Annotated in this window: 21 protein-coding genes, 2 tRNA genes and 1 other RNA gene; 10 read left to right on the top strand and 14 right to left on the bottom strand. The window is 54.5% G+C overall.

Translation table 11 applies throughout. The features are described from left to right. Positions 1-190: 190 nt before the first annotated feature. The 5 genes from ATY27_RS19635 to ATY27_RS19615 all read left to right on the top strand — a co-directional run bounded on the left by ATY27_RS19635 (position 191) and on the right by ATY27_RS19615 (position 3766). Positions 191-275, top strand: a tRNA-Leu gene (locus ATY27_RS19635). Between the two features lie 46 nt (positions 276-321). After that, a tRNA-Leu gene (locus tag ATY27_RS19630) sits at positions 322-406 on the top strand. Positions 407-948: 542 nt separating this feature from the next. Then, positions 949-1437 (top strand): phosphohistidine phosphatase SixA, encoded by a 489-nt coding sequence (gene sixA / locus ATY27_RS19625; RefSeq protein ID WP_208930567.1) that lies wholly within the window; start codon positions 949-951, stop codon positions 1435-1437. A gap of 183 nt (positions 1438-1620) precedes the next feature. Then, complete coding sequence (locus ATY27_RS19620; protein WP_208930568.1) at positions 1621-2796, top strand: tetratricopeptide repeat protein; 1176 nt, start codon at positions 1621-1623, stop codon at positions 2794-2796. Then, positions 2774-3766 carry a M28 family peptidase gene (locus ATY27_RS19615; RefSeq protein ID WP_208930569.1) on the top strand — a complete coding sequence of 331 codons (993 nt, stop codon included), beginning with the start codon at positions 2774-2776 and terminating at the stop codon, positions 3764-3766. Before ATY27_RS19620 ends, ATY27_RS19615 begins: the two co-directional genes overlap by 23 nt. Here the strand turns inward: ATY27_RS19615 and ATY27_RS19610 are convergent. From ATY27_RS19610 to ATY27_RS19600, 3 genes are read right to left on the bottom strand one after another with little or no spacing between them, the layout of a single operon-like run. Beyond that, entirely contained in the window at positions 3745-5259 is a 1515-nt protein-coding gene (locus ATY27_RS19610) for an FAD-binding domain-containing protein (protein WP_208930570.1), read from the bottom strand. The two genes, ATY27_RS19615 and ATY27_RS19610, sit on opposite strands and share 22 nt — an antisense overlap. A 3-nt stretch (positions 5260-5262) precedes the next feature. Continuing rightward, entirely contained in the window at positions 5263-6651 is a 1389-nt protein-coding gene (locus ATY27_RS19605; protein WP_208930571.1) for an FAD-binding domain-containing protein, read from the bottom strand. Then, a complete protein-coding gene (locus ATY27_RS19600; RefSeq protein WP_208930572.1) occupies positions 6648-8171 on the bottom strand; it encodes a cryptochrome/photolyase family protein in 1524 nt (507 codons plus the stop codon). The genes ATY27_RS19605 and ATY27_RS19600 overlap by 4 nt, the downstream gene beginning before the upstream one ends. Before the next feature lie 177 nt (positions 8172-8348). On the opposite strand from ATY27_RS19600, the gene ATY27_RS19595 reads away from it, so the two are divergent. Then, the gene (locus ATY27_RS19595; RefSeq protein ID WP_208930573.1) at positions 8349-9698 is read left to right on the top strand and encodes a GAF domain-containing protein; all 1350 of its coding nucleotides are present in this window, start codon (positions 8349-8351) and stop codon (positions 9696-9698) included. A gap of 80 nt (positions 9699-9778) precedes the next feature. Beyond that, a complete protein-coding gene (locus ATY27_RS19590) occupies positions 9779-10318 on the top strand; it encodes a DUF2796 domain-containing protein (RefSeq protein ID WP_208930574.1) in 540 nt (179 codons plus the stop codon). 63 nt (positions 10319-10381) lie between these two features. Here the strand turns inward: ATY27_RS19590 and ATY27_RS19585 are convergent, their stop codons facing one another. Continuing rightward, positions 10382-10993, bottom strand: a complete 612-nt coding sequence (locus tag ATY27_RS19585) for a DUF3299 domain-containing protein (RefSeq protein WP_208930575.1) — start codon at positions 10991-10993, stop codon at positions 10382-10384. A gap of 72 nt (positions 10994-11065) precedes the next feature. Here ATY27_RS19585 and ATY27_RS19580 point away from each other — a divergent pair, with 72 nt between their 5' ends. The 3 genes from ATY27_RS19580 (at position 11066) to ATY27_RS19570 (ending at position 14761) form a co-directional block, all read left to right on the top strand. Then, positions 11066-11773, top strand: a complete 708-nt coding sequence (locus ATY27_RS19580; protein ID WP_208930576.1) for an ATP-binding cassette domain-containing protein — start codon at positions 11066-11068, stop codon at positions 11771-11773. After that, positions 11764-13023 (top strand): ABC transporter permease, encoded by a 1260-nt coding sequence (locus tag ATY27_RS19575; protein ID WP_208930577.1) that lies wholly within the window; start codon positions 11764-11766, stop codon positions 13021-13023. Before ATY27_RS19580 ends, ATY27_RS19575 begins: the two co-directional genes overlap by 10 nt. 70 nt (positions 13024-13093) lie before the next feature. Beyond that, positions 13094-14761, top strand: coding sequence for a response regulator (locus tag ATY27_RS19570; RefSeq protein ID WP_208930578.1), 1668 nt, complete (start codon positions 13094-13096; stop codon positions 14759-14761). Positions 14762-14809: 48 nt separating this feature from the next. Here ATY27_RS19570 and ATY27_RS19565 read toward each other — a convergent pair whose 3' ends face one another. From ATY27_RS19565 to smpB, 10 genes are all read right to left on the bottom strand, one after another. After that, entirely contained in the window at positions 14810-17617 is a 2808-nt protein-coding gene (locus tag ATY27_RS19565; RefSeq protein ID WP_208930579.1) for a PAS domain S-box protein, read from the bottom strand. Between the two features lie 83 nt (positions 17618-17700). Then, positions 17701-18177, bottom strand: coding sequence for a hypothetical protein (locus ATY27_RS19560; RefSeq protein WP_208930580.1), 477 nt, complete (start codon positions 18175-18177; stop codon positions 17701-17703). Between the two features lie 158 nt (positions 18178-18335). Then, complete coding sequence (locus tag ATY27_RS19555; protein WP_208930581.1) at positions 18336-18830, bottom strand: Dps family protein; 495 nt, start codon at positions 18828-18830, stop codon at positions 18336-18338. Positions 18831-19056: 226 nt separating this feature from the next. After that, on the bottom strand, positions 19057-20481 hold the full coding sequence (locus tag ATY27_RS19550) for an APC family permease (RefSeq protein WP_208930582.1): 1425 nt from the start codon (positions 20479-20481) through the stop codon (positions 19057-19059). Between the two features lie 171 nt (positions 20482-20652). Next, on the bottom strand, positions 20653-20874 hold the full coding sequence (locus ATY27_RS19545) for a hypothetical protein (RefSeq protein WP_208930583.1): 222 nt from the start codon (positions 20872-20874) through the stop codon (positions 20653-20655). Positions 20875-20947: 73 nt separating this feature from the next. Beyond that, positions 20948-21571 carry a DUF1294 domain-containing protein gene (locus ATY27_RS19540; protein ID WP_208930584.1) on the bottom strand — a complete coding sequence of 208 codons (624 nt, stop codon included), beginning with the start codon at positions 21569-21571 and terminating at the stop codon, positions 20948-20950. 80 nt (positions 21572-21651) lie between these two features. After that, positions 21652-22089, bottom strand: coding sequence for a DUF86 domain-containing protein (locus ATY27_RS19535; RefSeq protein ID WP_244151261.1), 438 nt, complete (start codon positions 22087-22089; stop codon positions 21652-21654). Continuing rightward, positions 22079-22486, bottom strand: coding sequence for a nucleotidyltransferase domain-containing protein (locus tag ATY27_RS19530; protein ID WP_244151262.1), 408 nt, complete (start codon positions 22484-22486; stop codon positions 22079-22081). Before ATY27_RS19530 ends, ATY27_RS19535 begins: the two co-directional genes overlap by 11 nt. 856 nt (positions 22487-23342) lie before the next feature. Continuing rightward, positions 23343-23700: a transfer-messenger RNA gene (gene ssrA, locus ATY27_RS19525) on the bottom strand. Positions 23701-23854: 154 nt separating this feature from the next. Next, positions 23855-24337 carry an SsrA-binding protein SmpB gene (gene smpB / locus ATY27_RS19520; RefSeq protein ID WP_208930585.1) on the bottom strand — a complete coding sequence of 161 codons (483 nt, stop codon included), beginning with the start codon at positions 24335-24337 and terminating at the stop codon, positions 23855-23857. Between the last annotated feature and the right edge of the window lie 20 nt (positions 24338-24357).

Genomic DNA, 24357 nt, shown 5'->3' with positions numbered 1-24357 from the left:
GGGCTCCGTTTTTTTATGCCGGCAGCACGACGTACCCGGCAATTAAAAGCGACAACGCAGGCGGTTCTGTTGCAGATTTCTGCAGGTTGCTGATGATTTGTGCAATCAAACCGCTTTTGCCAGATTTTTTGCATTCAGCAGTTGACGACTTTGTCAGTGGCGCATAATATGCACGGCGTCGGCGGCATATGCCTCGGTGGTGGAATTGGTAGACACACTAGCTTCAGGTGTTAGCGCTTCGCGGCGTGGGGGTTCGAGTCCCCCCCTAGGCACCAAAGTCGCAGACAAATAAAGTCGTATTGCAAAATACGCAGAACACATGCCTCGGTGGTGGAATTGGTAGACACACTAGCTTCAGGTGTTAGCGCTTCGCGGCGTGGGGGTTCGAGTCCCCCCCTAGGCACCAAATAATCCAGCTTAATGCTGGATTTTTTGTTTTCTACATCCATGTAGAAAATTGCTTCGCAACCAGCCTGCGGCTGTCAAAAATCGCTCCAGGCGATTTTTTGCATTTTACATCCCTGTAAAATGTCACTACGTGACCCTCCGGCCTGCACCAGAGGCGCAGGCGTTCAGCCGGCAGCAAGCCAAACTATTGGCTTGCTGAAAGACCGGCTTCACCCAATGGCGGTCCAAAAAACGGTAGGATTGCCGTGTTGCACAGCTTTAGCTGCCGTCAGGCGAGCGACATGGATGTTGCGAGTGAAAACGTTCCGGACGTTTTTGTGTTTTTGGCGTTCGCCAAAAATCCCTGCGGGACCGGCGTTCCGCCGTCCAAAACCGCCTCCTAGCGGTTTTGTGTTTTCTACATCCCTGTAAAAAATTGCTTCGCAACCAGCCTTCGCCAGAGGCTCTGGTGTTCAACCGGAATCTCGCCTGATTACTTTCTGTCTTGTTGTTGTCATCTGGATCGCTGACACTGGGAGCTGACCAGTGCCCGGAGTGATTATGTCGGTTCAAACCATTTACCTGTTGCGTCATACCAAAGCAGAAGACCGATCGGTGTTGCGGCCCGATGTCGACCGGTGTCTGGTGGAAAAAGGCCGGCAGCAGGCGATGCGGATCGGCAATTTTGTCCGCCGCCAGCAGTTACAGCCGGATCTGGTGCTGACCAGTCCTTATCCCCGTGCTTTACAAACTGCGATGCTGGTTTGCGCCAGTGCCGATGTGCAAACCGAAGTTCAGGAAACTTTGTGGTTATCGCATGGCACCGCGGCGAAAATACAGCTGGAACAAATTGAACAGGCACGGGCAGACTGGCCGGCTAAGTTGCTATTAGTCGGGCACGAACCTGAGTTATCCCAGTTGTTGGCGCTGATGCTGGACTGCAGTGCAAACCGCTTGTCGATTAAAAAGGGCACGCTGGTGGCTGTGCAATACGACGCGCAGGCGGGCTGGCGTTTATTATGGTCATTGCCTTGCCAGCTGATGCGTTGATCAACCGACGCTTTGCGTTACGTTAAGTTGCCAGAGTTTGCCAGTCCTGTGGTCGTCTTTTCATCCCTTCTTTGCCCTGCTGGTCACAAATATTGGTCATAAACGGGTCACAAAGCACTAAGCTGAAGTATTGCTTGCCTGAAATCCCACGGGCGACAACTTCAGCTGTGGTGGAGGTGTGTGATGTGGCGAATAGTTTTAATCCTGTTGATTGCGGCATTAACCGGTTGTCAGCAAACGCCAAGCAGCCAAATGCTGCGTTCCGCCGACGATCTATTACAAGATCAGGCATTTATGCCGGTTGATACACCTATCGAAACACGTGAACAGATTTTTAAACTGCCGGAAGATTTAGTGCTGAAGGCGCGACAGGAAGTCCTTGCTTACAGCGACCCGCGGGAACGTAGCCTGGCGTTATTGAAGTTTATTTTTCGTGAGCAGACCGACCCTTTGCAATACGTCAATAATGCCACACTCACGGCATTAGAAACCTATGAACAACGCGAAGCGAATTGCCTGTCACTGACTATCTTGTCTTATAGTCTGGCACGATCGCTGGGGTTTCGCGTACAGTTTCAGGATGTGCAAATCCCTGAATACTGGATCACCCGCAATGGCACCAGTGTGCTGAATGGCCATGTCAATCTGATAGTCACGCCACCTTATCTGCAAACGCTGGCCAAAACCTTTATTTCGGCTGATCACAATTTCCTGATTGATTTTGAACGGGCAGGCGGCTCACGCGAGCGCCTGCCGGTGCGCAAAATTCGCGAAGCGGATATCGTGGCGTTGTTTTACAACAATAAAGCTGCAGATGCGATGCTGACGCAGCAGTTTGATTTAGCTTATCGGTATTTACAGGAAGCAGCTGCTGTGGCGCCTGCCGTCGCAGCTACCTGGAATAATCTGGCTGTATTGTATCGTCAGCGCAGTATGCCCGAAGCCGCCGAACTGGCCTATTTACAAAGTCTGGCACTTGAACCGGAACATCCAAATACCATGGCCAATCTGGCGATTTTATATGACTTGCTGGGCCGTCATGATGAAGCGATGCGGCTCAGTGATAAAGTGCAGCAAACACGACTGCGTAATCCGTATTATTTTGTGATGCAGGGCAATGAAGCACTGAGTCAACAGCGGTTTAACGATGCAGAAATCGCTTTTCACCGCAGTATCCGTTTAGAACCAAAAATGCCGGAGGCGTTGTTTGGTCTGGCGCGTGTGGCTATTCTGCAGCATGACTATGCTGCGGCGTCAGGCTATTTGCAGCGCGCGCGGCTGCATGCAGCTCCGGGTGCCGATCGCCGTTTGTATGACCACAAAATTGAGATGTTAAATGCAGTGGCGCAAGCTGATTAAACAGCAGCTTGTGCGCATCGGCTTGCTGCTGTCGCTCTGCGTTATGCTGCCGTTGGCGTCAGCCAACAATAGCGCGCATAGCGACACCAGCTGGATGCAGGCCTGGCAGGATCTGCAGCAGTTGTCAGCAGACGACATGGCTGGCCGCGCGACTGGCACGGCCGGCAATCAGGCGGCGCGTCTATATCTGCAGGCGCGTTTTACTGAGTTACAGCTGCAAGCGCCGGGCGACAGTTATTTTCAACCCTTTGTGTTTAAAGAAGGCTTTAGCCAACGCCAGGGCGTCAATGTACTGGGTCTGCGGCGCGGCTGTGTGCATCCCGATCGCTATATCGTCGTCACGGCCCATTACGATCATCTGAAACCCCGCGGCAAAAAGATCTTTAATGGCGCTGATGACAATGCATCCGGTGTCGCTGGCTTGCTGTATCTGGCAGCGCAGACAATGACGCAGTGTCCGGCCTATTCGTATTGGTTTGTGGCGACCGACGCCGAAGAGCTGGGGCTGGATGGCGCTAAAGCGTTTCTGGCGGCGCCGCCGGTGCCGCGCGAGCAACTGCTGCTGAATATCAATCTGGATATGATTAGCCGCGGTGAAATGAATCAGCGTTTGTATCTGGCCGGTAAAAAACAATTACCACAGCTGAATACGTTCGCTGCCGCCGCAAAAACGCCGTTAAAACTGACGCTGGCGCATGACGGCCGGCAGTCACGGCTCGGCCGCCACAGCAACGCCGCCGTTGATTGGGCCAATGCCAGTGACCATGCGGTGTTTCGTAAGGCCGGGATGCCGTATTTGTATTTTGGTGTCGACGTGCATCCGCAATACCATACGCCACAAGATGACTGGCAACGGATTGATCCGGGGTATTTCCGTGCTGCGCTTGAATTGATTGAGCAAAGCCGGCGCTGGGCCGACGCATTACCTTTGGCTGAACTGGCTGCGGCTCAGAAATCCAACGTTAACTGAGGCGCCGGTGCAGTTTTAGACGGGCGGCGTTCTGGCGGCCGTTTGCGGCTTGCATGGCGTTCCCGCACAACTTCGCGGCCTTGTTGCCAGACTTGTTTGTCATATTGGCTGTGCCATTGCGTCAGCCGGCTGCGCGCCAGCCGGGTCGCCTGAACTAAATCGACGATAGGTAAGGGATAGTCGCGCCCCGGCACCCATTGATAGTGTCGTTGTAATGTTGCGGGCAATAACCAGGGCTGGTGCAACCAGTCATTCGGCAAGCGCGCCAGTTCCGGACACCACTGGCGGATAAAATGACCTTGTGGGTCTTTCGTCAGGCTTTGTTTCAGCGGGTTATACATCCGGTTCGGATTGATTGACGTGGTACCAGCCTGCATCTGGATTTGGGGATAGTGGATGCCGGGTTCGTAGTCGGTAAAGCAACGGGCCAGATGCAAGGCCACCGGGCGCCAGTCCAGCCACAGCTGGTAGCTGGCAAACGACACCAACATCGCCCGTGCCCGAAAATGCAGCCAGCCGGTTGCGACCAGACAACGCATCGCCGCATCGATCAGCGGATAACCGGTTTCACCGCGTTGCCAGGCCTGAAACAACGCCGGTTCAAACTGGTCACGCATCCCCTGATACAGCGGCTGCATTGGTGAAAATTCAATGCGCGGTTCATCTTCCAGTTTCTGCATAAAATGACAATGCCAGCGCAGCCGGCTGAAAAAGGCCGCCAGGGCCTGCTGTTGTCGCGGATCGGTTTGTTGTTTCATTTGCAGATAAGTGTGTTGCTGCAGCTGGCGCAGACTGAGCTGACCGGCGCTCAGATAAGGACTGAGCCTGGAACAACTCTGGCCGGCCCGCGCCGCAATTGAGATATCACGCTGATAATGTTTACTCCGAAACTGCCAGAACGAATCCAGTGTCGGTTGCAATGCATGCGCTTGCTGGATCTGCACGACCGGCGGTAATTCTCGGCGCTGCGGTGCCTGCCACAATGCCTCTTGCCACGGGGCCGCAGTCAAAAAGGGCAACGCATTCGGAGTGGCAACATAGGGACTACGTAAAAACGCATCGGCCTGCTCAAACCATTGATCGCGATGCTGCAGACGCCGTTTAACCGCATGCTGACTATATTGCTGCCAAGGCAACCCAAGTTCCCGCAGCAGTTTGCCGACCGCTTCGTCACGCTGATAAGTCCACAGATTGCCGGTTTCCTGATGACTGACCACTTGTTGCAGCGGGAATTCCCGGCACAGCTCGCGCAGCACCCGCGTGGCTGGCCCGCGTCGCACCAGCAAAGGTTGGCCCAGTTGGCTCAGCTGCTGATGTAAGCCATAGACGGCATCGCGCACAAATTGCCATTGGCGCACCGAAGTGTCAGGTTGCTGCCAATAATCCGGTTCAATAATGTAAAGCGGTAAAACCGCGCCTTGCTGCAGCGCGCGTACCAAAGGTTCATGATCGTCAATCCGCAGATCACGTTTAAACCAGACCAGCGTCAGCATGGTTCAGAGTTCCGGCAGTTGCTGCAGCTGTTGCAAATACTGTTGCCAGGTCCAGGCCTGGGGCGCCGGCCAGCCTGGTTGTGCATAAGGCTGATGACGATGTGTACCGTCAGCCGTTTTGCCGAGCAGCAAGCTGGTAAAGCTGGCCGCCTCGTCATATTCCAGCGCCTGTTTCAGCGCATTAAAACTGCGCGGGGCTGAATATAATGCGCCGGCAATATAAGCCCAGTTGCCCCAGTTACTGGCCACATCGTAATCCAGTAGTTGTTGTTCAAACCAGGCAGCGCCGAGGCGCCAGTCACAGCCGAGCTGAAACATCAGATAACTGGCGACATTCTGCCGGCCACGGTTTGACATCCAGCCGGTTTGTGCCAGCAGCCGCATATTGGCATCAATAAACGGCAAACCGGTCTCACCACGGCACCAACGCTCGAAACCTTCGCCGGCGACTGCGGGCTGTCCCGGCACCAGATGTAAACCGAGCCCCTGATGGCGAAAACACGCCAACGGATGTTTACGTTGCAGATGGCGGAAATATTCCCGCCATAGCAGTTCAAACCGCAACCAGTAACTGGATTCACTCTGACCAAATTTCTGTTCATATTGCACAATCAGCTGCCATGCCAGCCGCACCGACAGCGTACCCCTGCTTAGTGGGATTGACAGGAAACTGGCAAATTCGCTGCCGATCAGCGCATTACGGCTGAGCTTGTAATGCGATAAATGCAGCTGCAGATATTGTTCAAAATGCGCGATTGCCGCAGTTTCGGTCTGCGCCTGCCAGTCACTGATCCCCGCGTTCAGCTGAGCGGCCAGCGCAGGCGCCACTATTGCCGGTGGCGCTGCAGGCATCGGCGGAAGATCTGATAAAGCGATAGCGGTGGCTACATTCAGAATGCCGTTTAACTGCGACACCGCCACTGGCTGCTGCTGTGGCGGGCTGACGTTCAGCAAAGGTTCCCGTTGCTGGCGAAATGCTGTAAAGCTGCGCGGTAACGTGGCAAGGTCCGGTCTTAATTCGTCAGCCAACAGTGAATTCAGATCCAGATATTGCATCGGCAAACCGGTGCCCCAGCGATATTCATCGATGGCGGTTGGTTCTGCTGCAGCTACCCGGTTTATCTGATACTGAGCGCAGAGCTGGCGTAGCACAGTGGCCGGCTTACCATGGCGCAATAACAACGGGATCCCAAGACTGGCCAGTCGCTGCTGAAATTCAGTCATCAGACCCAGTTGTTGTTGCAAACGGCGTGGGCTGGCCCGCTCATTGCGGTAGGCTGCAGCGGGCAAAATACACACCAGCAGACCAACATCACGTGTTTCCGGCAGGCTTAGCAGGGCGTTGTCGTCGAGCCGCAACAGGTCATTACATAACAACAGCCAACGGGTCATAGTTGCTCCAGATGGATCAAAAGGTCGGCAGCCTTGTCGCGCAGTGCCTGCTGCACGTCCGGACTTTTACGGCGCCATTGCTGATAAGTCAGTTGCATCCGGGCATTACCGCCGAGTTTGTCACTGTTACGGGCGATAAAGTCCCAATACAACGCATTAAATGGACAAGCCGTCGGGCCGGTGCTTTGTTTCACATCGTAGTGACAGTGCTGGCAGTAGTTGCTCATCTTGGCGATGTAGTTGCCGCTGGCGACATAAGGTTTCGACGCCAGCACACCACCGTCAGCAAATAACGCCATGCCGAGCGTATTTGGCAGTTCGACCCATTCGTACGCATCGGCATATACCGCCAGATACCATTGGGTCACTTCGTCCACCGACAGGCCGGCCAGCAGCGCAAAGTTGCCGGTCAGCATCAGGCGCTGAATATGGTGCGAATAAGCATGCTTGATGGTGTGCTGGATCGCCTGCGACATGCAGTTCATTTTGGTGTCGGCATGCCAATACCAGCCCGGCAAGGGCCGGTCGGCGGCGAAATAGTTTAACTCGCGGTACTCGGGCATTTTCAGCCAGTACAAACCGCGCACATATTCACGCCAACCGATGATCTGGCGGATAAAGCCTTCAGCAGCGGCCAGCGGCACCGCGCCGGCTTTCCATGCCTGTTCAACCTGCAGACAAACCCAGCGCGCGTCAAGCAAGCCGCAATTCAGATACATGCCGGCCAGACTATGAAATAAAAAGGCTTCGTCCTGGCGCATCGCATCCTGATATTTCCCAAACAGTGGCAGACGATGTTGCACAAAGTGTAAAAAAGCTGCTCTGGCGTCCTTGCCAGTGACAGCAAAACAAAAGCGCTCCGCCTGACCCATATGGCCGGCAAATTGCTGCTGCACCATCCGGATCACGTCAAGGGTGATCGCATCTGGCGCAAATTCTGGCGCCTGTGGTAACTTTAAATCGGGGGGGCAGGGCAACCGGTTCTCTGCATCAAAATTCCATTGACCGCCGACCGGGCCGGTTGCATCCATCAACAGGCCGGTATAACGACGCATTTCCCGGTAAAAATATTCCATCCGAAAACTCTGCCGGCCGTCCGCCCAGCGCCGGAACATGGCGTGGCTGCAGATAAACCGGTCGTCTTCGACTATTTCAACCGGCAGACCCAGTTGTTGTTGCCAGCTTTGCGTCTCAGCCGCCAGCCGGTGTTCAGCCAGTTCCGTCAGTCGGACGCTGTCGATGCCGCTCTGTTGCGCCAGCACCAGGCGGACAGCGGCCAGCAGGGAAGGTACTTGTTGTTCGTAGTTGAAATAATGCACCTGATGTCCCTGCGCCTGCAGGGTGGCGGCAAAGTGACGCATTGCACTGAAGAGCAGTACCAGTTTCAGCTGATGGTGCGGCGCGTAATGGGCTTCAGTCTGCACTTCGGCCATCACGATCTGGTCGCCGGGTTGCAGCGCGCGTAGTGAACTGAGCGCCGGGCTCAGCTGATCAGCGGTCAGCAGAATCAACGCCGGCATCAGTAGGAATTCATTGATTTGTATAACATTTGGGGAAATTCATCGCAAAATCAGCACCTAAAGGTGTCTACGCGATAAGTTCGGTGCTGGATCAATGGATCGGCATGACAGAACAATTTACAACGCTGGTACTTTTCGTTAGTTTAGTTTTTCAGCGAACCGGATTTTGAGGGTGTTGTGGATCCACTGGAACAAATTTTACTGGACGTCTCTGCATCGCCGCTGATTGACCTCGGGGCCTGGGATCAAGCCAGTCAGTTAATTTTACAAAGCGTCCAAAACGGCTTGCAGGTGCAGCGCGTCAGTTTGTGGCTGTATGACCAGGATGATCACAGCATGGTGTGCCAACTGTTATTGGATGGCCATGCGGTGGCGACGGAGCCTTTGCGATTACACGCCAGCCAGTTTCCGGCCTATTTTCAGGCGCTGCGCCGCGAGCGCGCAATTGTCGCACATGATGCCCGTCATGACCCTAATACCGCTGAGTTTCTGGAGCCTTATTTGCGGTCGCACCAGATTTTTTCGATGCTGGATTTACCAGTGCGCCATCTTGGCAAAATGATCGGCATTATTTGTTGTGAGCACACCGGGCAACCGCGCTACTGGCAGGATAATGAGGTCCGTTTTGCCGCCGCGCTGGCTGATCAGGTCGGACGCGCGCTGAATGCCGACCGTTTTCTCAGTGCACAAAGCCAGCTGGAGCAACTGAATCTGCAGCTGGAACAACGGGTCGAGCTGCGTAGTCAGCAACTGGCTGATTCAGATGAAATTGTCCGGCGAGCGCATCAGCAGATGGCCGCACAGGCCCGGCTGGCGACTTTGGGTGGGATCGTCGCTGGCGTCGCGCATGAAGTGAATTCACCGCTTGGTGTGGCGCTGACCGCCAATTCCTTGCTGGAACAGCGGCTGCAGGATTTTATCCACGGCATGCGTCAGCGTACGATCAGCGCCGCGCAGGCGATGCAGGTGCTGGAGCAAATGCATGAGAGTTCGTTATTAGTGACGGCAAATTTGCAACGGGCGCAGCGCCTGATGGAGCAATTCAAAGACACCGCCGCTCATCAGACCCGGGTCGAATCCGCGCCGGTGGCGTTTCGTCAGCTGGTGGTGGATTTGCTCGCCAGCCTGACCCCGGCCACCCGACAGGTGCCGGTGTTTCCTGATGTGTATATTGATCCGAATCTGATGTTGATCACTGCCGCCGATGTCTGGTTACAAATTCTGACCAATCTGGTGATCAACAGTTGCCTGCATGCATTTACCGACACAGCGCATCCGTCAATCAGTATCAGTGCCACGCTCAATGAGCAGCATGAGCTGAGTTTTGTCTATCGCGATAATGGCTGTGGCCTGACCCCGCAAGTGCGCCGGCAGATTTTTGAGCCGTTTTTTACCACAAAACCGCATCAGGGCGGCACCGGCCTTGGTATGTCGATCTTGCGCCAGCTGGTCGAGAAAAAACTTTGTGGTGAATTGCAGCTGCTGGACGGGCCGGGTTTTGGCCTGCAAATCAGCTGTCTGGCGTAACAAACTGGTCAGTCGCACAAATTTGTTATAGTGTCACATTTTGCCGGAAACGGCAGCATTGCTGATGTGGAGAATTTGCTATGCGTTGTCACACTGTTATTCCACTGCTGGCGGTATTCAGTATCCCAGTTATCGTCGCTGCGGCAGAGTCTGAGCAGAGCGGCTCGTTTGGGGCTCATGTACATGGCGAGGCGCAGCTGAGCTTTGCCACTGAGGCACAACAAGTCGAACTGCTATTAGAAAGCCCGGTCGCCAATTTAGTCGGTTTTGAACATGCACCTGGCAGCGCCGCAGAAAAAGCCGCCTGGCAGCAAAGCCAGACGTTGTTAAAAAGTGGTCAGTGGTTGCAATTGCCGGCTGCGGCGAAGTGTCAGTTGCAGCAACAGCAGTTGAATGAGCCCTGGCCGCAGTCGCCGGATCCACATCATCATGCCGATGTCGAATTGAGTTTAACTTACCAGTGCAGTACCCCTGCCGCGCTGACTGAGGTGCGGTTAGATTTGTTTCGCCATGCCGCCGATCTGCAGCAGATTGACGTGCAATGGGTAAGCGGGCAGCAACAGGGCGCAGCGACGCTGACGCCACAGCAACGCGAATTTCACTTAACACCGGCCAACTAAGGCGGTTAGCGGCATAAAAAAACACAGCATTTGCTGTGTTTTTTACGGAAGATCGTCACGAATTTATTCGTAAACGTATTCGCTGATCTTATTCACTTTCAGACTATAGGCCGAATTGGCCAGATCATGGCTCATCGTATCTGTGGTGAGAGTGCCTTCAATCCAGAATGGGTTATAAATCAAATCGGCTTTTAAGTTTTTCGCGCCGCTGACATACACAATCTGGTTCGGTGGTGGTGGTGGTACGTGGATACAAGCACCAAAATAGGGCACCAGGAAAAAAGCGGTGATGTTCTGGTCTGCATCGTATTCAATCGGCACGACAAATCCCGGAATTTTGACCAGACGACCATTCAGCTCGCCACGCACATTGGCTGAGGACATTACGTCAGCCCAGGCTTTCATTGATGGGTCATTGCTGGTATTGAGGTTTTTGTTGATGGCAGAGCCGGCGCCTTCGCCGCCTTCATGACTGACTTCCGGTAAGCCTTCCATTTTTTGTAAATCCGCGTCAGGCAACAGATCAGTCCATTCCAGTTCGATGACTTTGCTTTTATCGGCGGGCAGGACCCGCGCTGCTGGTGCTTGTTCTGCAGCTTTTGCTGTTTCAGCGGCCTGTAATGGCGCCGATGCGACCAATACCAGCCAGGATCCCACTAACAACGGTTTGAACATAAGCGCTTTTTCCCGACAATATGTTATAAAATCACGATTTATTGCATCATATCATTTTTCACAGGACAGCTTGTGGCCGCGGATCTGAATATTCCCGCAGTTGAACTCAAAAATCTGCGACATCAATGGCCGGGGCAGGCCTTCACGCTGGACATTCCGGCGTTGCAATTAGCCACCGGACAACACTTGTTTGTGCGGGGCGCCTCCGGCTCCGGTAAAACCACGTTATTAAACCTGTTATGCGGCGTGCTGACGCTGCAACAGGGTGAGATCTGGTTACAACAACAACGCCTGCAGCCCAACAAAGCGGCGGTACGGGACCATATCCGCGCCCGCGAGATCGGTGTGGTGTTTCAACAACTGAATCTGATCCCCTATTTATCGGTGCTGGATAACGTGGTACTGGGGCAGGCCTTTTCCGGCAAAGCCGCTGATGGAGCGCGAGCCCGGGATTTATTAACGGCGTTGCAGCTGCCAGACAATCTTTGGCAGGCGCCGGCGGCACAGCTCAGCGTCGGTCAGCAGCAACGGGTCGCGATTGCGCGGGCCTTGCTGGGCAAACCGACCTTGTTGATCGCCGACGAACCGACATCCGCATTAGACGCCGACAACCGCGATGCTTTTATGCGGGTGTTGTTGCAGGAAGCCAATGACGCCGGCAGTACGGTGATTTTTGTCAGTCATGATCAGGCGCTGGCGCAGTATTTTGGCTTTCAGCTTGATATGGATCGGTTACAGGACGGCGTGACGCCAGTAGTCGCGGAGGCATTATGCTGCTGAAACTGGCCCGACAGAGTTTATGGAGCCGGCGCGGCACGGCCTGGCTGACGTTGTTTTCACTGATTATATCGTTGAGTTTATTGCTTGGGATTGACCATCTGCGCCTCGAAGCCAAACGCAGTTTTACCAGCACAGTGGCGGGTACAGATCTGATTGTTGGTGCGCGCTCCGGTCAGCTCAATCTGTTGCTGTACACCGTGTTTCGCATTGGCAACGCGACCAATAACATCAGTTACGCCCATTTTGAACAAATCAGCCGCCATCCGCAGGTACGCTGGGCTATTCCGCTGGCGCTCGGCGATTCGCACCGTGGTTTTCGGGTGTTGGGCACCAACAATGACTATTTCCGCTATTTCCGCTACGGCGAACAGCAACCGCTGCGGCTCAGTAGCGGCCGTGAATTTACCTCTGTTTATGAAACTGTGCTCGGCGCTGATGTGGCGAAGAAGCTTGGTTATCAGCTGGGACAGGATATTGTGTTGTCGCACGGTGTGGGCAAAGTCAGTTTCAGTCAGCATAAGGACCAGCCATTTACTGTGGTCGGGATCCTGGCGCCAACAGGTACACCGGTTGATCAGTCCGTACACGTCAGTCTGACCGGCATTGAAGCCATTCATCAGGGCTGGCAAAACGGCGCACCTGCGATGCGAAAAGCCAAACAAACTCTGAGTGAAGCGGAGCTGGCGGCGCTGCAACCCAGCGTGCTGACCGGCGCTTTGCTTGGCTTAAAATCAAAAGTGGCGACTTTTGCTGTACAGCGCCAAATCAATGAATTTAAAGCCGAACCGCTGACTGCGATCCTGCCCGGCGCCGCGCTGGCGGAGCTGTGGCAAATGCTGGTGGTGGTTGAAAACCTGCTGCTGGTGATCACGGCGTTAGTGTTACTGGCGGCGCTGATTGGCCTGACGACCACTTTATTGGCGGCACAGCGGGAACGTGCGCGTGAACTGGCGATCCTTCGGGCCATTGGCGCCAGGCCTTGGCAATTATTTTTACTGATTGAACTGGAAGTGTTGATCCTGACGCTGTGCAGTATCGCCGGCGCCTTCCTGTTGCTGACCGGCAGTCTGGCGGCGTTGCAACCCTGGCTCAGCAGTGAATATGGTCTGGTGATTAGCCTGTTCGCCTGGCATCCGCATACCGCAGTTGGCCTCGGCATTGTCACAGGTCTGGCGTTGCTGCTGGGGGCAGTGCCCGCGATACAGGCATACCGGCAAAGTCTGAATCAGGGTTTACAGGTGCGATTATGACGGCGCTGGAGTCGCGCTGCGGCCCTTGCTATAGTAGGCAGTAATTGCTTGATATTGATGTGGGAAGTGCATGGACGGAATTCCGGCAAATCTGGAACAACAACTGGCTGAACTGAACCAGCAATACCTGCGGCGTCTGCAACAGGAGATCCCGCAGTTGCAGTGGTTGCTGTTGCAGTTTATGCAGGCTGGACCACACGAATGGCGGGAACAGGCCGCTGTGCTGGTGTTACGTTTTCATACCCTGGCCGGTTCCGCCGGTACTTTTGGTCTGGCGCGTGTTGGCACTGTGGCCAAAAGTATCGAGTCGCAAGTCAAAACGCTGCTCAGTCAGCAACAAGTGCCGGATCGGGAAGAACACGCGCTGCTGCAGCAGTTTTTTGTTGAAATGCAGCAAGCTGCCGGTCAGCCAAGTGCACAAAGTTTCAGCAAAACCAAGCCAAAGAAACGGGCGGATAAAAACGATGCCCGCATCCTGTTGTTATGTAACGATCCATTGATTTCACAACCGATGGGCCAGACGTTAAAAACCTTTGGCCATCAGGTAGAACGCTTTGCCGATTTAGCGCAGTTAGTTGCGTCGGCTCAACTTGATCCACCCGACGTGATTATTGTTGATTTAGATGCGCTGGACGATTCCACTGCGGCCTTTCAGTCGCTGAGTCATCTGCAATGTCCGCAGGCCCAGCCTATTCCGTTGTTTGTGTTGTCATCGCAGGATGAATTCAGTCATTACCTGCAGGCCGTGCGGGCCGGGGTGATCGGCTATTTTGTCAAACCGCTGAATCCGGCCACGCTGGAAGCGCGCTTACAACGGCTGTTGTCGGTCCGTGAGCGCGATGCCTTTCGGGTCCTGATTGTTGATGACGACATGTTGTTAGCCCAGCATTATGCGCTGGTGCTGCAAAATGCCGGGCTGCGGGCGGAGATCCTGACCGATCCGGCCGAAATTTTTCAAGGGCTGCGGCGCTTTCATCCGGATGTGATCTTGCTCGACGTTAATATGCCGGAATGTTCCGGGCCCGAGCTGGCGCAGACAGTCCGGCTGCAGGACGAATGGCTCGGTGTCCCTATTATCTATTTATCTTCCGAAACTGACAGTGACCGCCAGATGGCGTCGCTGATTAAAGCCGGGGATGATTTCCTGACCAAGCCAATCAGTGACAATGCGCTGGTGGTGGCGATCTTTGCCCGTGCCCAGCGTGCCCGCCAGTTGGCCGAGGTCATGACCAAAGACAGCCTGACCGGCCTGCTGCAGCATGCGCATATCAAAGAGCGGCTGGGGGCTGAGCTGGAACGCGCCGCCCGGTTGCAACAAAACGTCAGTGTGGCGATGTTAGACATTGACCATTTTAAAAAGGTTAACGATGTCTATGGCCACTTGACCGGCGACCAGGTGATTAGCAGTCTGGCGAATTTGTTACGCCAACAACTGCGCAAAACCGATTTGATTGGCCGTTATGGCGGCGAAGAATTTTTACTGGTGTTGCCGGAGTGTCAGCTGGATAAAGCCTGTCAGGTGGTCAATCAGCTGCGCGAAGCTTTTGCCCGTATTCCGTTTGTCAGTAATGGCCAGACCTTTCATTGCACGCTCAGTGCCGGCGTGACCAGCGGCAGTGACAGCCAGCAGGTTGATGTAGTGGTGGAACATGCCGATCAGGCGCTGTATCAGGCCAAAGGCGCCGGCCGCAATCAGGTGATTTTGTATCAGCCGCCGGTTCCGGTGCTCAACGAGTAAAATCCACAGGCTGGCCCGAACTAAGGGCCGGCAACTCCTTTTGAAGTTTTAATGTAAAGCGCCGGCATTGTTGTCTTCGCCTTGCTGATCCAGGGCAAATTCCAGATAAAAACAACTGCCATGTCCGGTGACACTATCAAACCCAATTTCACCGCCCAGCCGGTTGGTCAGTTCTTTCACGATCGCGAGGCCCAGGCCGGTACCGCCGCGCTGGCGGGCGTCCACGGCATCGGCCTGTGAGAATTTCTCAAAGATGCGCGCGCGGAAATTGTCGGGAATGCCGGGCCCTTGATCCTGCACGCTGATCCGCAGCTGCTGCGCGATTTTTTCAGTCCGCACCGCCACCACTGAGCCCGGCGGCGAAAACTTCGCCGCGTTGGACAATAAATTCGCCATGATCTGGTGAAAGCGCATCGGGTCGAGCAACAACACCGCGTCGGGGCCGGGTTCCAGCACAATCCGGGTAAGAAATTTGTCGGCGTACGGCTGATTGTGCCGCACACTTTGTGTCAGCAGTTCACGCACCGAACAATCCTGCAGTTCAAACTGCATTTTGCCAGCCACCAGTTTGTCGATATCGAGTAAATCGTTAATCAGCTGCGTCAGCTTTTCACTGTTATCGCAGGCGATTTGCAGCATCGGCTGCATCGCATCCGGCAATGGACCCAGCGCGCCGCCACTGATGAGGCCGAGTGCGCCGGAAATGGCCGTCAGCGGCGTGCGTAATTCGTGGCTGACCATCGAGACAAACTGGTTTTTCATTTGCTCAATGCGCCGGCGCTCAGTAATGTCCTGAATAATCGACCAGACCTGCGCGGTACCGCTGGCGTTTTGGATTAACACTTCACTGAGCAGCACCGGAATTTGTTGCCCTTCGACATGACTCAATTCGAGTTCGATCGGGCCAAAGCTAGCGTTGCTGGCCAGAGCCTGCTGACGGGCTTCCAGTTGGACTTGGTTAAACGACAATAAGGTCGGCAGCGGCAGGGCCGGGATCTCGTCACTGAGACCGGATAACTCGTACCACTGCGGGTTCACGTTCAGGATCTCACCGCTGTCAAACTGACTGAGTAAGATCGCCAGCGGGGCCAGCTGATACAACGAGGCCAGCTTTTGCTCTCCGGCGCGTAGGGCCAGCTGCACTTCTTTTTGCGCGGTGACGTCCCAGATAAATCCGTCGATGTACAACAATTCACCATTGGGGTCATAGATGCCACGTCCCAGCTCCTGCACCCAGCGCACGGCGCCGTTGGCATGACGGATGCGGTATTCGACACTAAAGCGCGCGTGGTTAGTCAGATCGCGGTCGACCACTTCGCGCAGCAAGGGCTGATCTTCGGCCAGCTGTAATTCGGCAAAGTTAATCTTTTTATTGCGGATAAAACTGCGGGCCGGGTGACCGGTGAGTTTTTCTACTTCATCACTGATAAATAACATGGTCCACTGTGCGTCATTGATGCAGCGGTAAACCACGCCCGGCAGGTTTTCCAGCATAGAACGATGGCGCTGTTCGCTAAGTAGCAACGCGTGATGCAGTTGTTCCAGTTGGGTGATATCAATGGCGACGCCCAGGTAACCGCGGATTTCGCCCTGATCGGTGCGGATGGCCGATACGCTGAGGCGGACCTGTTTGCGCTCGCCATTCTTGCCAATATAAGTCCATTGCCGCGTTTCGCTGGTGCCGTGGCGCGCTTTGTAGACAAACACATCAAAGCCGTCGATCGGCAGCTGATATTCGGCGCTCAGCTGTGCGGCACGGGCGCGCACTTCGTCTGGATCATGCAGGATAGCCGGCGTACTGGTGCCGACCAGCTCTGAGGCCTGATAACCCAGCATCCGCTCAGCACCGGGGTTAAACAGCCGGATCACGCCATGAATATCGGTCGAGATCATCGCGGCTTCGGTGGACGAATCGATAATCGCCTGCAGGTGCGAGCGGGTGCGTTGCATTTCCTGTTGTTGAGCACGCTCCTGGGTGATGTCGCGGTGCGTACCAAACATCAGCAAAGGCTGGTGGTCGTCGGTCCAGGCCATGACGCGGCCGACCGCGTGGATCCACACCCAATGCCCTTGATGGTGTTGCATACGAAAACGCGCATCAAAAAACGGTGACGTGCCGGCAAAATGTTGTTCCAGTGCAGTGGCTGCGGCGGGCAAATCTTCCGGATGCACCCGACTGCGCCAGATATCAACATCAGATTGTGTCAGTGGATCCAGCCCCAGCATGCCGTACCAGTATTGGTTGTAGACAGTGCTGCCGGTTTGCACGTTCCATTCCCAGGTGCCCATGTTGGTGCCATTGATGATGGCGTCAATGCGGTTTTTTTCCTGCTGCAAATGCAGGTTCTGCTCGGCGCTTTGTTGTTGTAATAACCGGTTGTTCATCAGCAAAACGGCCTGATCGGCCAGTTGCAGTAGCGATTTTTGCTGCGCCGCGGTTAAGGTTAACGGTTTGGTATCAAACACACACAAGGTGCCAAGTGCCAGGTTATCCCGCAGCACCAGCGGCGCGCCGGCATAAAAACGCAGGCCATCCGCGCAGGTAACCAGCGGATTGTCGGCAACTCTGGCGTCTTGGCGGGCATCGGGGATATAGGTCAGCTGGCTTGGCGTTAAAATGGCGTGGGAGCAGAATGAATTGTCGCGGCTGTTTTCCTGCTCACAGAAGTTGAACGTGCTTTTAAACCACTGCCGGTTCTGGTCAATCAGCGTCAGGGCGGCAAAACCGGCACCGCTGATTTGCGCAGCGATCTCGGTCAGGGCATCAAAGGCGGCTTCAGCGGGCGTATCTAAGATATGCAGCTGACGCAGCGCCTGCAGTCGTTCAGTTTCGTTGGATGGAATTAATGCCTTCATAGCTGCCGTGACTGGGAAAATGCTGTTCCTAGTGTACGCAGAAAAGTCAGCGGCGAGATCTTTTCTTCACAGATATTTCTGGATCAAGACTGGGGACTAACGGCGGCCGGCTGTGGTGCGCTTGCCTGCAATCTGGCGTCCAGCAGCTTACGTGCCTGCAGTTTTTCCTGTTGCTGTTTGATCCGTAATAAAGCGGCATACAGCTGGGCGGCATTAAAAGGCCGGGCCGGGTCCACTAAATCACTGATATCAACCTGGGTACTTTGCTGCAATTGCTGCACTAACGTCAGATGACGGCTTTGGATCAGCGCTGCACGCATATCCGCATCCTCAGTGCCCGGGGTGACAGCATAGGTGCGCATCAGCAAATCAATAGTTTCGATGTTGTCGGCTGCCGTCGGCACTTGCTTTGGCGGCGTCAGCAAGGCTTTTTGTTCACTGAGCCACTGTTGCTGCAGCTGATATACCGTTTCGGTATGCCAGAAATAAAACAATAACGCCGCAGCGCCGATGCCAAGACCAAGGCCTTGCAGAAATGTTTGTTGAGGAGATGCAGACACAGGACAACCTTTATAAAGCGCTGGAGCAACGCGGGCGCGGATACAGGCGGTTATCTTCAGTGCTATGGCAGGAGCTGTCAACCTTGCACCGGCAGCGCTGCGACAGTTTGCTGAAAATGTCAGCAGCATGGCGCACATGCTGCTGGCATCGGGGGAGATTATTCGACTAACAGGCTTCTGAGCATCCAGGCGGTTTTCTCGTGAACATTCAGCCGTTGCGTCAGCACATCGGCGGTCGGCTGGTCATTGGCGTCACCGACCAGTTCAAACAGACTGCGTGCAGTGCGGGCCGTGGTTTCCTGCGCCGTGACCAGATGTTGCACCATCTCGTTGGCACTTGGCACACCTTCGACTTCTTTAATCGAGGTCAGTTTAACAAATTCTTTGTAAGTGCCCGGAGCCGGAAAACCCAGCGCGCGAATGCGCTCGGCGATGATATCCAGCGCATTCCATTGTTCGGTGTACTGCGCCATAAACATATTGTGCAGGCTGTTAAATTGCGGCCCGGTCACGTTCCAGTGGAAATTGTGCGTCATCAGATACAGCGTATAGCTGTCGGCCAGCAGGGCGGATAAACCTTTGACGATTTTCTCCCGGTGGTCCAGTGAAATGCCAATATCCAGTTGCGCTGATTTCGGTTGTTTCTTCGCCATGTTAAATCCTCGGATGCCAGAGCCTAAGCCCTTGATTGATGTCACTGTATTTAAAGTGGAGCCAGCAGCGGCAAAATTAAAGCCCGCTGCCGCCAATTTTCCTGATGGCCATACGAACGGCGATAAATCCCAGCATAGCCGGTTCTGGCCTGGCTGACGGTGCTACAGGCGACATATGGCAGAAAATTACCGACCACTTGCGATTCATTTGAACGGTATAAACTTTTCAGCGTTTTGATGCGCTTTTAGCCAGCAACGACAGTGCAAGCCCTAAGGCGATGAGCGCAGCAGTCAGCCAGACTGAAGTGCTGCTGACCTGTGATGCCAGCCATAGACAGACGATACACGCCAGCCATGGCAAAGGTGTGGCCAGCGGCAGTTGCAGCGGGGATTGCTGCTGGCGGCGCAGCACCGGCAAGGCTGCACAGCACAGACCATACAACAAAGCGCGGATTAATACTGTGGCAGCAGCCAGATATAAAAAGCTGCCAAGGCTTGCCAGCAACAACGCCAGCCCGCCAAAAAACCAGATGGCATGCGCCGGCGTCAGAAACCGTGGATGCACCGCGGCAAACCAGGCCGGCAGCTGGCCTTGTTCTGCTAAGGCATGACTTAGCCGCGGCGTGGAAAACATCGCACCAAGCAGATTGGCCGCGACTGAAGCAATAATGCCCAGCATCAGCAACGATGTTGCGATACTGATCAATGCTGCTGCGGACTCCGTGGATATGTGTGGGGTCAAATGTGTCGCAAGCTGCGCTGTGGCGTCCAGCAGCGGCGTTTTGCTGTGCGCCAGATCGGGTAATAAGGCCAGACAGGCCGCCTGCACCGCCATGTACAACAGCGTGACCAGCAACAGCGCCGAGATCAGCGCCCGTGGCAAATCGCGTTGCGGGTTCTTGGCTTCACCGGCCGGGATCAGCGCCGATTCAAAACCAACAAAGGCATAGACCAATAACAACAGCGCAGCTGGTCCGTCGACAATGTCCGGGTAGCTGAGCAGCGGTTGCCATTGCACCGCTGTATTTAAAGTAGGGTTTAACGTTTGTATCAAAGTGTTGGTTGCTGGCCACAGCAACACACTGCAGCCAGCCAGCGCAAAACCCACCAATACGGCGAGCTTGGCGACAGTTAAAGCGCCCAGCCAGCGCATCGTTTTGCGCACGCCCCAGACGTTCAGCAGCGTCATCGCCCCCAGCACTGCCACCAGCAATAACAGTCGCTGCGGGCCTGCCTGCAGTGCCGGCAGAAAATAACAAACCGAATCGACCAGTAACACGGTATTGGCCGCTACCGACACCAGCCGGGCCAGATAATACAACCAGCCAGCCTGAAAACCGGCCGCCGGGCCAAAGGCCGCACTGACATACACCGCTGGGCCGCCACTGCCGGCAAAGCGGCTCGACAGCTCAGCAAAACACAACAGCACCGGCAGGATGAGCAGGGCGCAGAGCGGATACAACCACAGACTGAAATCACCGGCCAGCCGCGCCGCACCAGCCGGCAGACCAAAAATACCGGCGCCGATCAGCCCGTTAATCACCAGTAACCACAAGCTCCAGAAACCGAGTTGGCGCGGCAACGCAGCTGTGGCAAACCCGGCAGATGCAGGTGATGGCGCTAAGAGATGTGGCTGGTCGGGGATCGGCATCGGCAGCTGGTCGCTTCAGTGGGCAGGGAATAAATCCAACATAGCCAGAATTGCGCCACCGCGGCAAGGCATTGTCGCCACTACAGAAAAAGAAACAGACAAATAAAAAGCCGGCAGCCAAAAGGACAACAATGACCAGGCTGCCAGCAGGGGAATCGAATAACAGGGAAATCAGAATGGCGTTTGGACGGACGCCTGACATTGTTGCTGCAACAGCGGACTGCTGATATCACCACAGCGGCGCACATCCAACTGCGCTTTCGCCAGGCACATCGCCTTTAAATCCGTATCCGGCAAACCCAGACAACGCGCCGGCGCCGACGACCAGGCAGAAATCGAAAACGTCACGACACCGGTCAGAATTAACAAAGTACGTAAAACAGGCTTTTCCATTTCAGACTCCGGGACATGTGCAGCAAGGGATAACTGCAGCCTACCGGGTGCGGATGAATTTTAAATGAATGGGTTAGTGAAATAACCCTGTAGGCAAGCCAATAAATCTTTGGTCGTACCACAGCAACAACAGGCAGACATTCAGGCCGACTGTCAGCCAGAACCAGTTGCGAAAGGCGGCTTTGACTGATTTGTGCCGCAGGATTTGTTGTGCCAATACGGCACCGGGCCAGCCACCGAGTAGTCCGAACAGTAATAAAGTAGATTCCCGCACGCGCCAGCTGCCGCGCCGGGCGGCGGCTTTGTCATGCCAATACAGGATGAAGGTCAGTACCGAGCATGCCAGGTAGCAATAAGCGAGTGACAACGGCACTTTTTGCAGCCAGACGGCGATGGCGAATAAGATCACAAAACAAAGGCTCAGAAAGCTGCTGAGTTTACGTTTGCCGGCGGTGGGTTCGGTTGCGGCTTTATCCAGTGTGCTGAAGATCACATTGGCTGCGCGGTGTTTGCCGTCGGGGCCCTGTGTCGGCTGATACACCACCATATCGCCGGCAACCGGGCGCCGCGGTTTGCGGCTGAAATCACTGATGTGGACAAAAAGTCGGGGGCCTTTGAGGCAGGGCTCAATAAAGCCGTAGCCTTTGTCGTCATCCCACTGACTGATTTTACCTTTTTGTTTGCTGCCTGCTAACATCGCATTCCTTGGTGATTGCCGCACAATGTCCGTTTTGTGCTGTGTTCAATGAAACTAAAGTACCTGATGAGAGGACCGGATTAGAGTGCTGGATTGCACAGCAGCAGCTGACAATAGCGCTGAAAATCGACCAAGCGATGCTGAATAATGTGCTCGGTAATGGGCAACTGCAGACGCTGATATTCGTGCACAGCAATATTGCGAAATCCGACCATTTTTTTCAATTGTTCAGCGAGATCTGCCGGAATAAAACTGGCGCCGGCGAGTAGGGTAAATACATCGCGTGAGCTTTGTGGCACGCCTAATTTGTGTTTGCGGATCAGGTGTTGGCCGATATCCAGCGCAGCTTCACAAGCGCGCTGGATATTTAGCACCGCTGCGTCCTGCCGGGTAAAATCGGTGGCAAAACTGGCCGGGTCTTTATGAAATTCCTCTGCTGCTCGTTTGACCGCGCGTTCGATGCTGGCGGCTTTATTCAGCACCACATCGTCTGGCGCCTTTGTCTGTTCATTTGCCATAGACTGTGCCTTGTTGCTGAATATCATCAATTAAACCCTGCCGGGCTTCATTTAAATCCGTCATATCGGACAATAAACCAGATTCGTAGCTGTTGATGTGTGGGTCGGTTGCTAATAAGCGCGTGCCGGTGCTGAGAATTTGATGCTGCATCACCGTTGAAGCGGCGCGAAAGTCGAGTAAATCAACCTCCAGTTGCAACACTTCAGCTAAATCGCCACTGATATCCCAAAGTTCAATCGAGTCCAGATAACCCGGCACTAATACCGCCAAATCGACATCACTGGACGGAGTCGCCTGGCCACTGGCCTGACTGCCAAACAAATAAACAGCAAGCAGGTTTGGCAAGCGCTGCTGCAGCAGCTGCAGGATTAATTCAGTGTTGAATGAGGTTGTCACAATATTGTTCCAGGGATCTGCGCCCGCAATAAAAACCATAGTAACCATTTACATACTGAACACTAAATAGCCGACGGCACAATTCGGCGGATTTATTCTGTAAATGTCTTAGGTCGCGGCCAGAAAAGCAAAAGGCCACCCGAAGGTGGCCTGGGGGGATTTACCGCCCTGCGGGCGTTGTCTCCGCTTGCTGCGCAAGCTCCGGCTGAACCCCGAACGTGGCTTCGCGTCCGCCACAACACTACCACTTAAAGCAAAAGGCCACCCGAAGGTGGGTGCTTCGATTAAATCACCGGAGTGGGGATTTATTCGCGGCTCTGCCGCTCACCTCTCGTTTGACAACGAGAGGCCGCCCTGCGGGCGTTGTCTCCGCTTGCTGCGCAAGCTCCGGCTGAACCCCGAACCTGGCTTCGCGTCCGCCACAACACTACCACNAATAAAAACCATAGTAACCATTTACATACTGAACACTAAATAGCCGACGGCACAATTCGGGGATTTATTCTGTAAATGTCTTAGGTCGCGGCCAGAAAAGCAAAAGGCCACCCGAAGGTGGCCTGGGGGGATTTACCGCCCTGCGGGCGTTGTCTCCGCTTGCTGCGCAAGCTCCGGCTGAACCCCGAACCTGGCTTCGCGTCCGCCACAACACTACCACTTAAAGCAAAAGGCCACCCGAGTGGAGGGATTTATTCGCGGCTTTGCCGCTCACCTCTCGTTTGACAACGAGAGGCCGCCCTGCGGGCGTTGTCTCCGCTTGCTACGCAAGCTCCGGCTGAACCCCGAACGAGGCTTCGCATCCGCCACAACACTACCACTTAAAGCAAAAGGCCACCCGAAGGTGGCCTTTTACTTTAAGTGGTGGAGCTGGGGGGATTTGAACCCCCGTCCGAAAAACCTACGTCTTCAGTACTACATGCTTATCCATTCGTTTGGTTAACCCTTGGAGCGCCGAATGGCAGGCTATCGTTGGGCGAGTCCGATTGGTTTTAGCATCTTGGCTCCGGACAAAGCCGCCATGCGATCCTATTAGGGGTGATCTTCCAGAGTCTCAGCTTATAGGCATGCGTGAGGGGAAGAGCATCTACCGCTTATTAGGCGGCGATTGCGTATGTTTCGTCGTTTGCGACTACTTTTTTGCGGCTTTTTACGAGGCCAACCGCCCCTCGGCATGCACTTAGGAGTTCGTGAATCCCGTCGAATCCAGTATCAGCCCCGAATTCTTCGTGAAGCGAACGCTTCAGTTACGTGGGCATTCTATGCCCTGCAGCACGTCGCGGCAAGCAATGCTTTTGTGCTTTGTCGCCTTTCTGTGCTGCTTTAGTTCTAAGTGGTGATCAATTCGCCAGTTTCAAGCCCTGGCAAATAAAATCAGCGCTTGGAATGCTTCATCATCCGTTCTTTTTCGCGTGACCAGTCGCGGTCTTTGATGTCGTCGCGTTTATCGAATTCGCGTTTACCTTTGGCCAGGTAGAATTCGAGTTTGACCCATGGGCCTTTCCAGTACATCGCGGTTGCGACCATGGTGTAGCCGTCGCGCTCTTTGGCGCCAATCAGTTTGTTGATCTCGCGTTTGTTCAGCAGCAATTTGCGTGAACGTTCGGGGTCACAGACGACATGGCTGGAGGCGCTGTTCAGTGGCTGGATTATGGCGCCGAACAAATAGGCTTCGCCATCTTTAATAATGACGTAGGAATCAGCGATATTGGCTTTGCCCTGGCGGATACTTTTAATTTCCCAACCTTGCAATGCCATGCCGCCTTCGAATCTGTCTTCAAGAGAGTATTCGTGGCGGGCTTTTCTGTTGAGGGCGATGGTACCGCCCTGATCTTTTTGATTTTGTTTCTTAGTCATGCTAACTCAGAGAAGACTTG

The organism is Rheinheimera sp. F8, from assembly GCF_001518915.1.
This window is presented reverse-complemented; position numbering and strand designations above follow the sequence as displayed.

What these genes read in the sequence shown, in the direction of transcription:
- sixA (WP_208930567.1), top strand. Translation starts at nt 949, where the DNA reads ATGTCGGTTCAAACCATTTACCTGTTGCGTCATACCAAAGCAGAAGAC.
- ATY27_RS19620 (WP_208930568.1), top strand. Translation starts at nt 1,621, where the DNA reads ATGTGGCGAATAGTTTTAATCCTGTTGATTGCGGCATTAACCGGTTGT.
- ATY27_RS19615 (WP_208930569.1), top strand. Translation starts at nt 2,774, where the DNA reads ATGCAGTGGCGCAAGCTGATTAAACAGCAGCTTGTGCGCATCGGCTTG.
- ATY27_RS19610 (WP_208930570.1), bottom strand. Translation starts at nt 5,259, where the DNA reads ATGCTGACGCTGGTCTGGTTTAAACGTGATCTGCGGATTGACGATCAT.
- ATY27_RS19605 (WP_208930571.1), bottom strand. Translation starts at nt 6,651, where the DNA reads ATGACCCGTTGGCTGTTGTTATGTAATGACCTGTTGCGGCTCGACGAC.
- ATY27_RS19600 (WP_208930572.1), bottom strand. Translation starts at nt 8,171, where the DNA reads ATGCCGGCGTTGATTCTGCTGACCGCTGATCAGCTGAGCCCGGCGCTC.
- ATY27_RS19590 (WP_208930574.1), top strand. Translation starts at nt 9,779, where the DNA reads ATGCGTTGTCACACTGTTATTCCACTGCTGGCGGTATTCAGTATCCCA.
- ATY27_RS19585 (WP_208930575.1), bottom strand. Translation starts at nt 10,993, where the DNA reads ATGTTCAAACCGTTGTTAGTGGGATCCTGGCTGGTATTGGTCGCATCG.
- ATY27_RS19575 (WP_208930577.1), top strand. Translation starts at nt 11,764, where the DNA reads ATGCTGCTGAAACTGGCCCGACAGAGTTTATGGAGCCGGCGCGGCACG.
- ATY27_RS19570 (WP_208930578.1), top strand. Translation starts at nt 13,094, where the DNA reads ATGGACGGAATTCCGGCAAATCTGGAACAACAACTGGCTGAACTGAAC.
- ATY27_RS19565 (WP_208930579.1), bottom strand. Translation starts at nt 17,617, where the DNA reads ATGAAGGCATTAATTCCATCCAACGAAACTGAACGACTGCAGGCGCTG.
- ATY27_RS19555 (WP_208930581.1), bottom strand. Translation starts at nt 18,830, where the DNA reads ATGGCGAAGAAACAACCGAAATCAGCGCAACTGGATATTGGCATTTCA.
- ATY27_RS19550 (WP_208930582.1), bottom strand. Translation starts at nt 20,481, where the DNA reads ATGCCGATCCCCGACCAGCCACATCTCTTAGCGCCATCACCTGCATCT.
- ATY27_RS19545 (WP_208930583.1), bottom strand. Translation starts at nt 20,874, where the DNA reads ATGGAAAAGCCTGTTTTACGTACTTTGTTAATTCTGACCGGTGTCGTG.
- ATY27_RS19540 (WP_208930584.1), bottom strand. Translation starts at nt 21,571, where the DNA reads ATGTTAGCAGGCAGCAAACAAAAAGGTAAAATCAGTCAGTGGGATGAC.
- ATY27_RS19535 (WP_244151261.1), bottom strand. Translation starts at nt 22,089, where the DNA reads ATGGCAAATGAACAGACAAAGGCGCCAGACGATGTGGTGCTGAATAAA.
- smpB (WP_208930585.1), bottom strand. Translation starts at nt 24,337, where the DNA reads ATGACTAAGAAACAAAATCAAAAAGATCAGGGCGGTACCATCGCCCTC.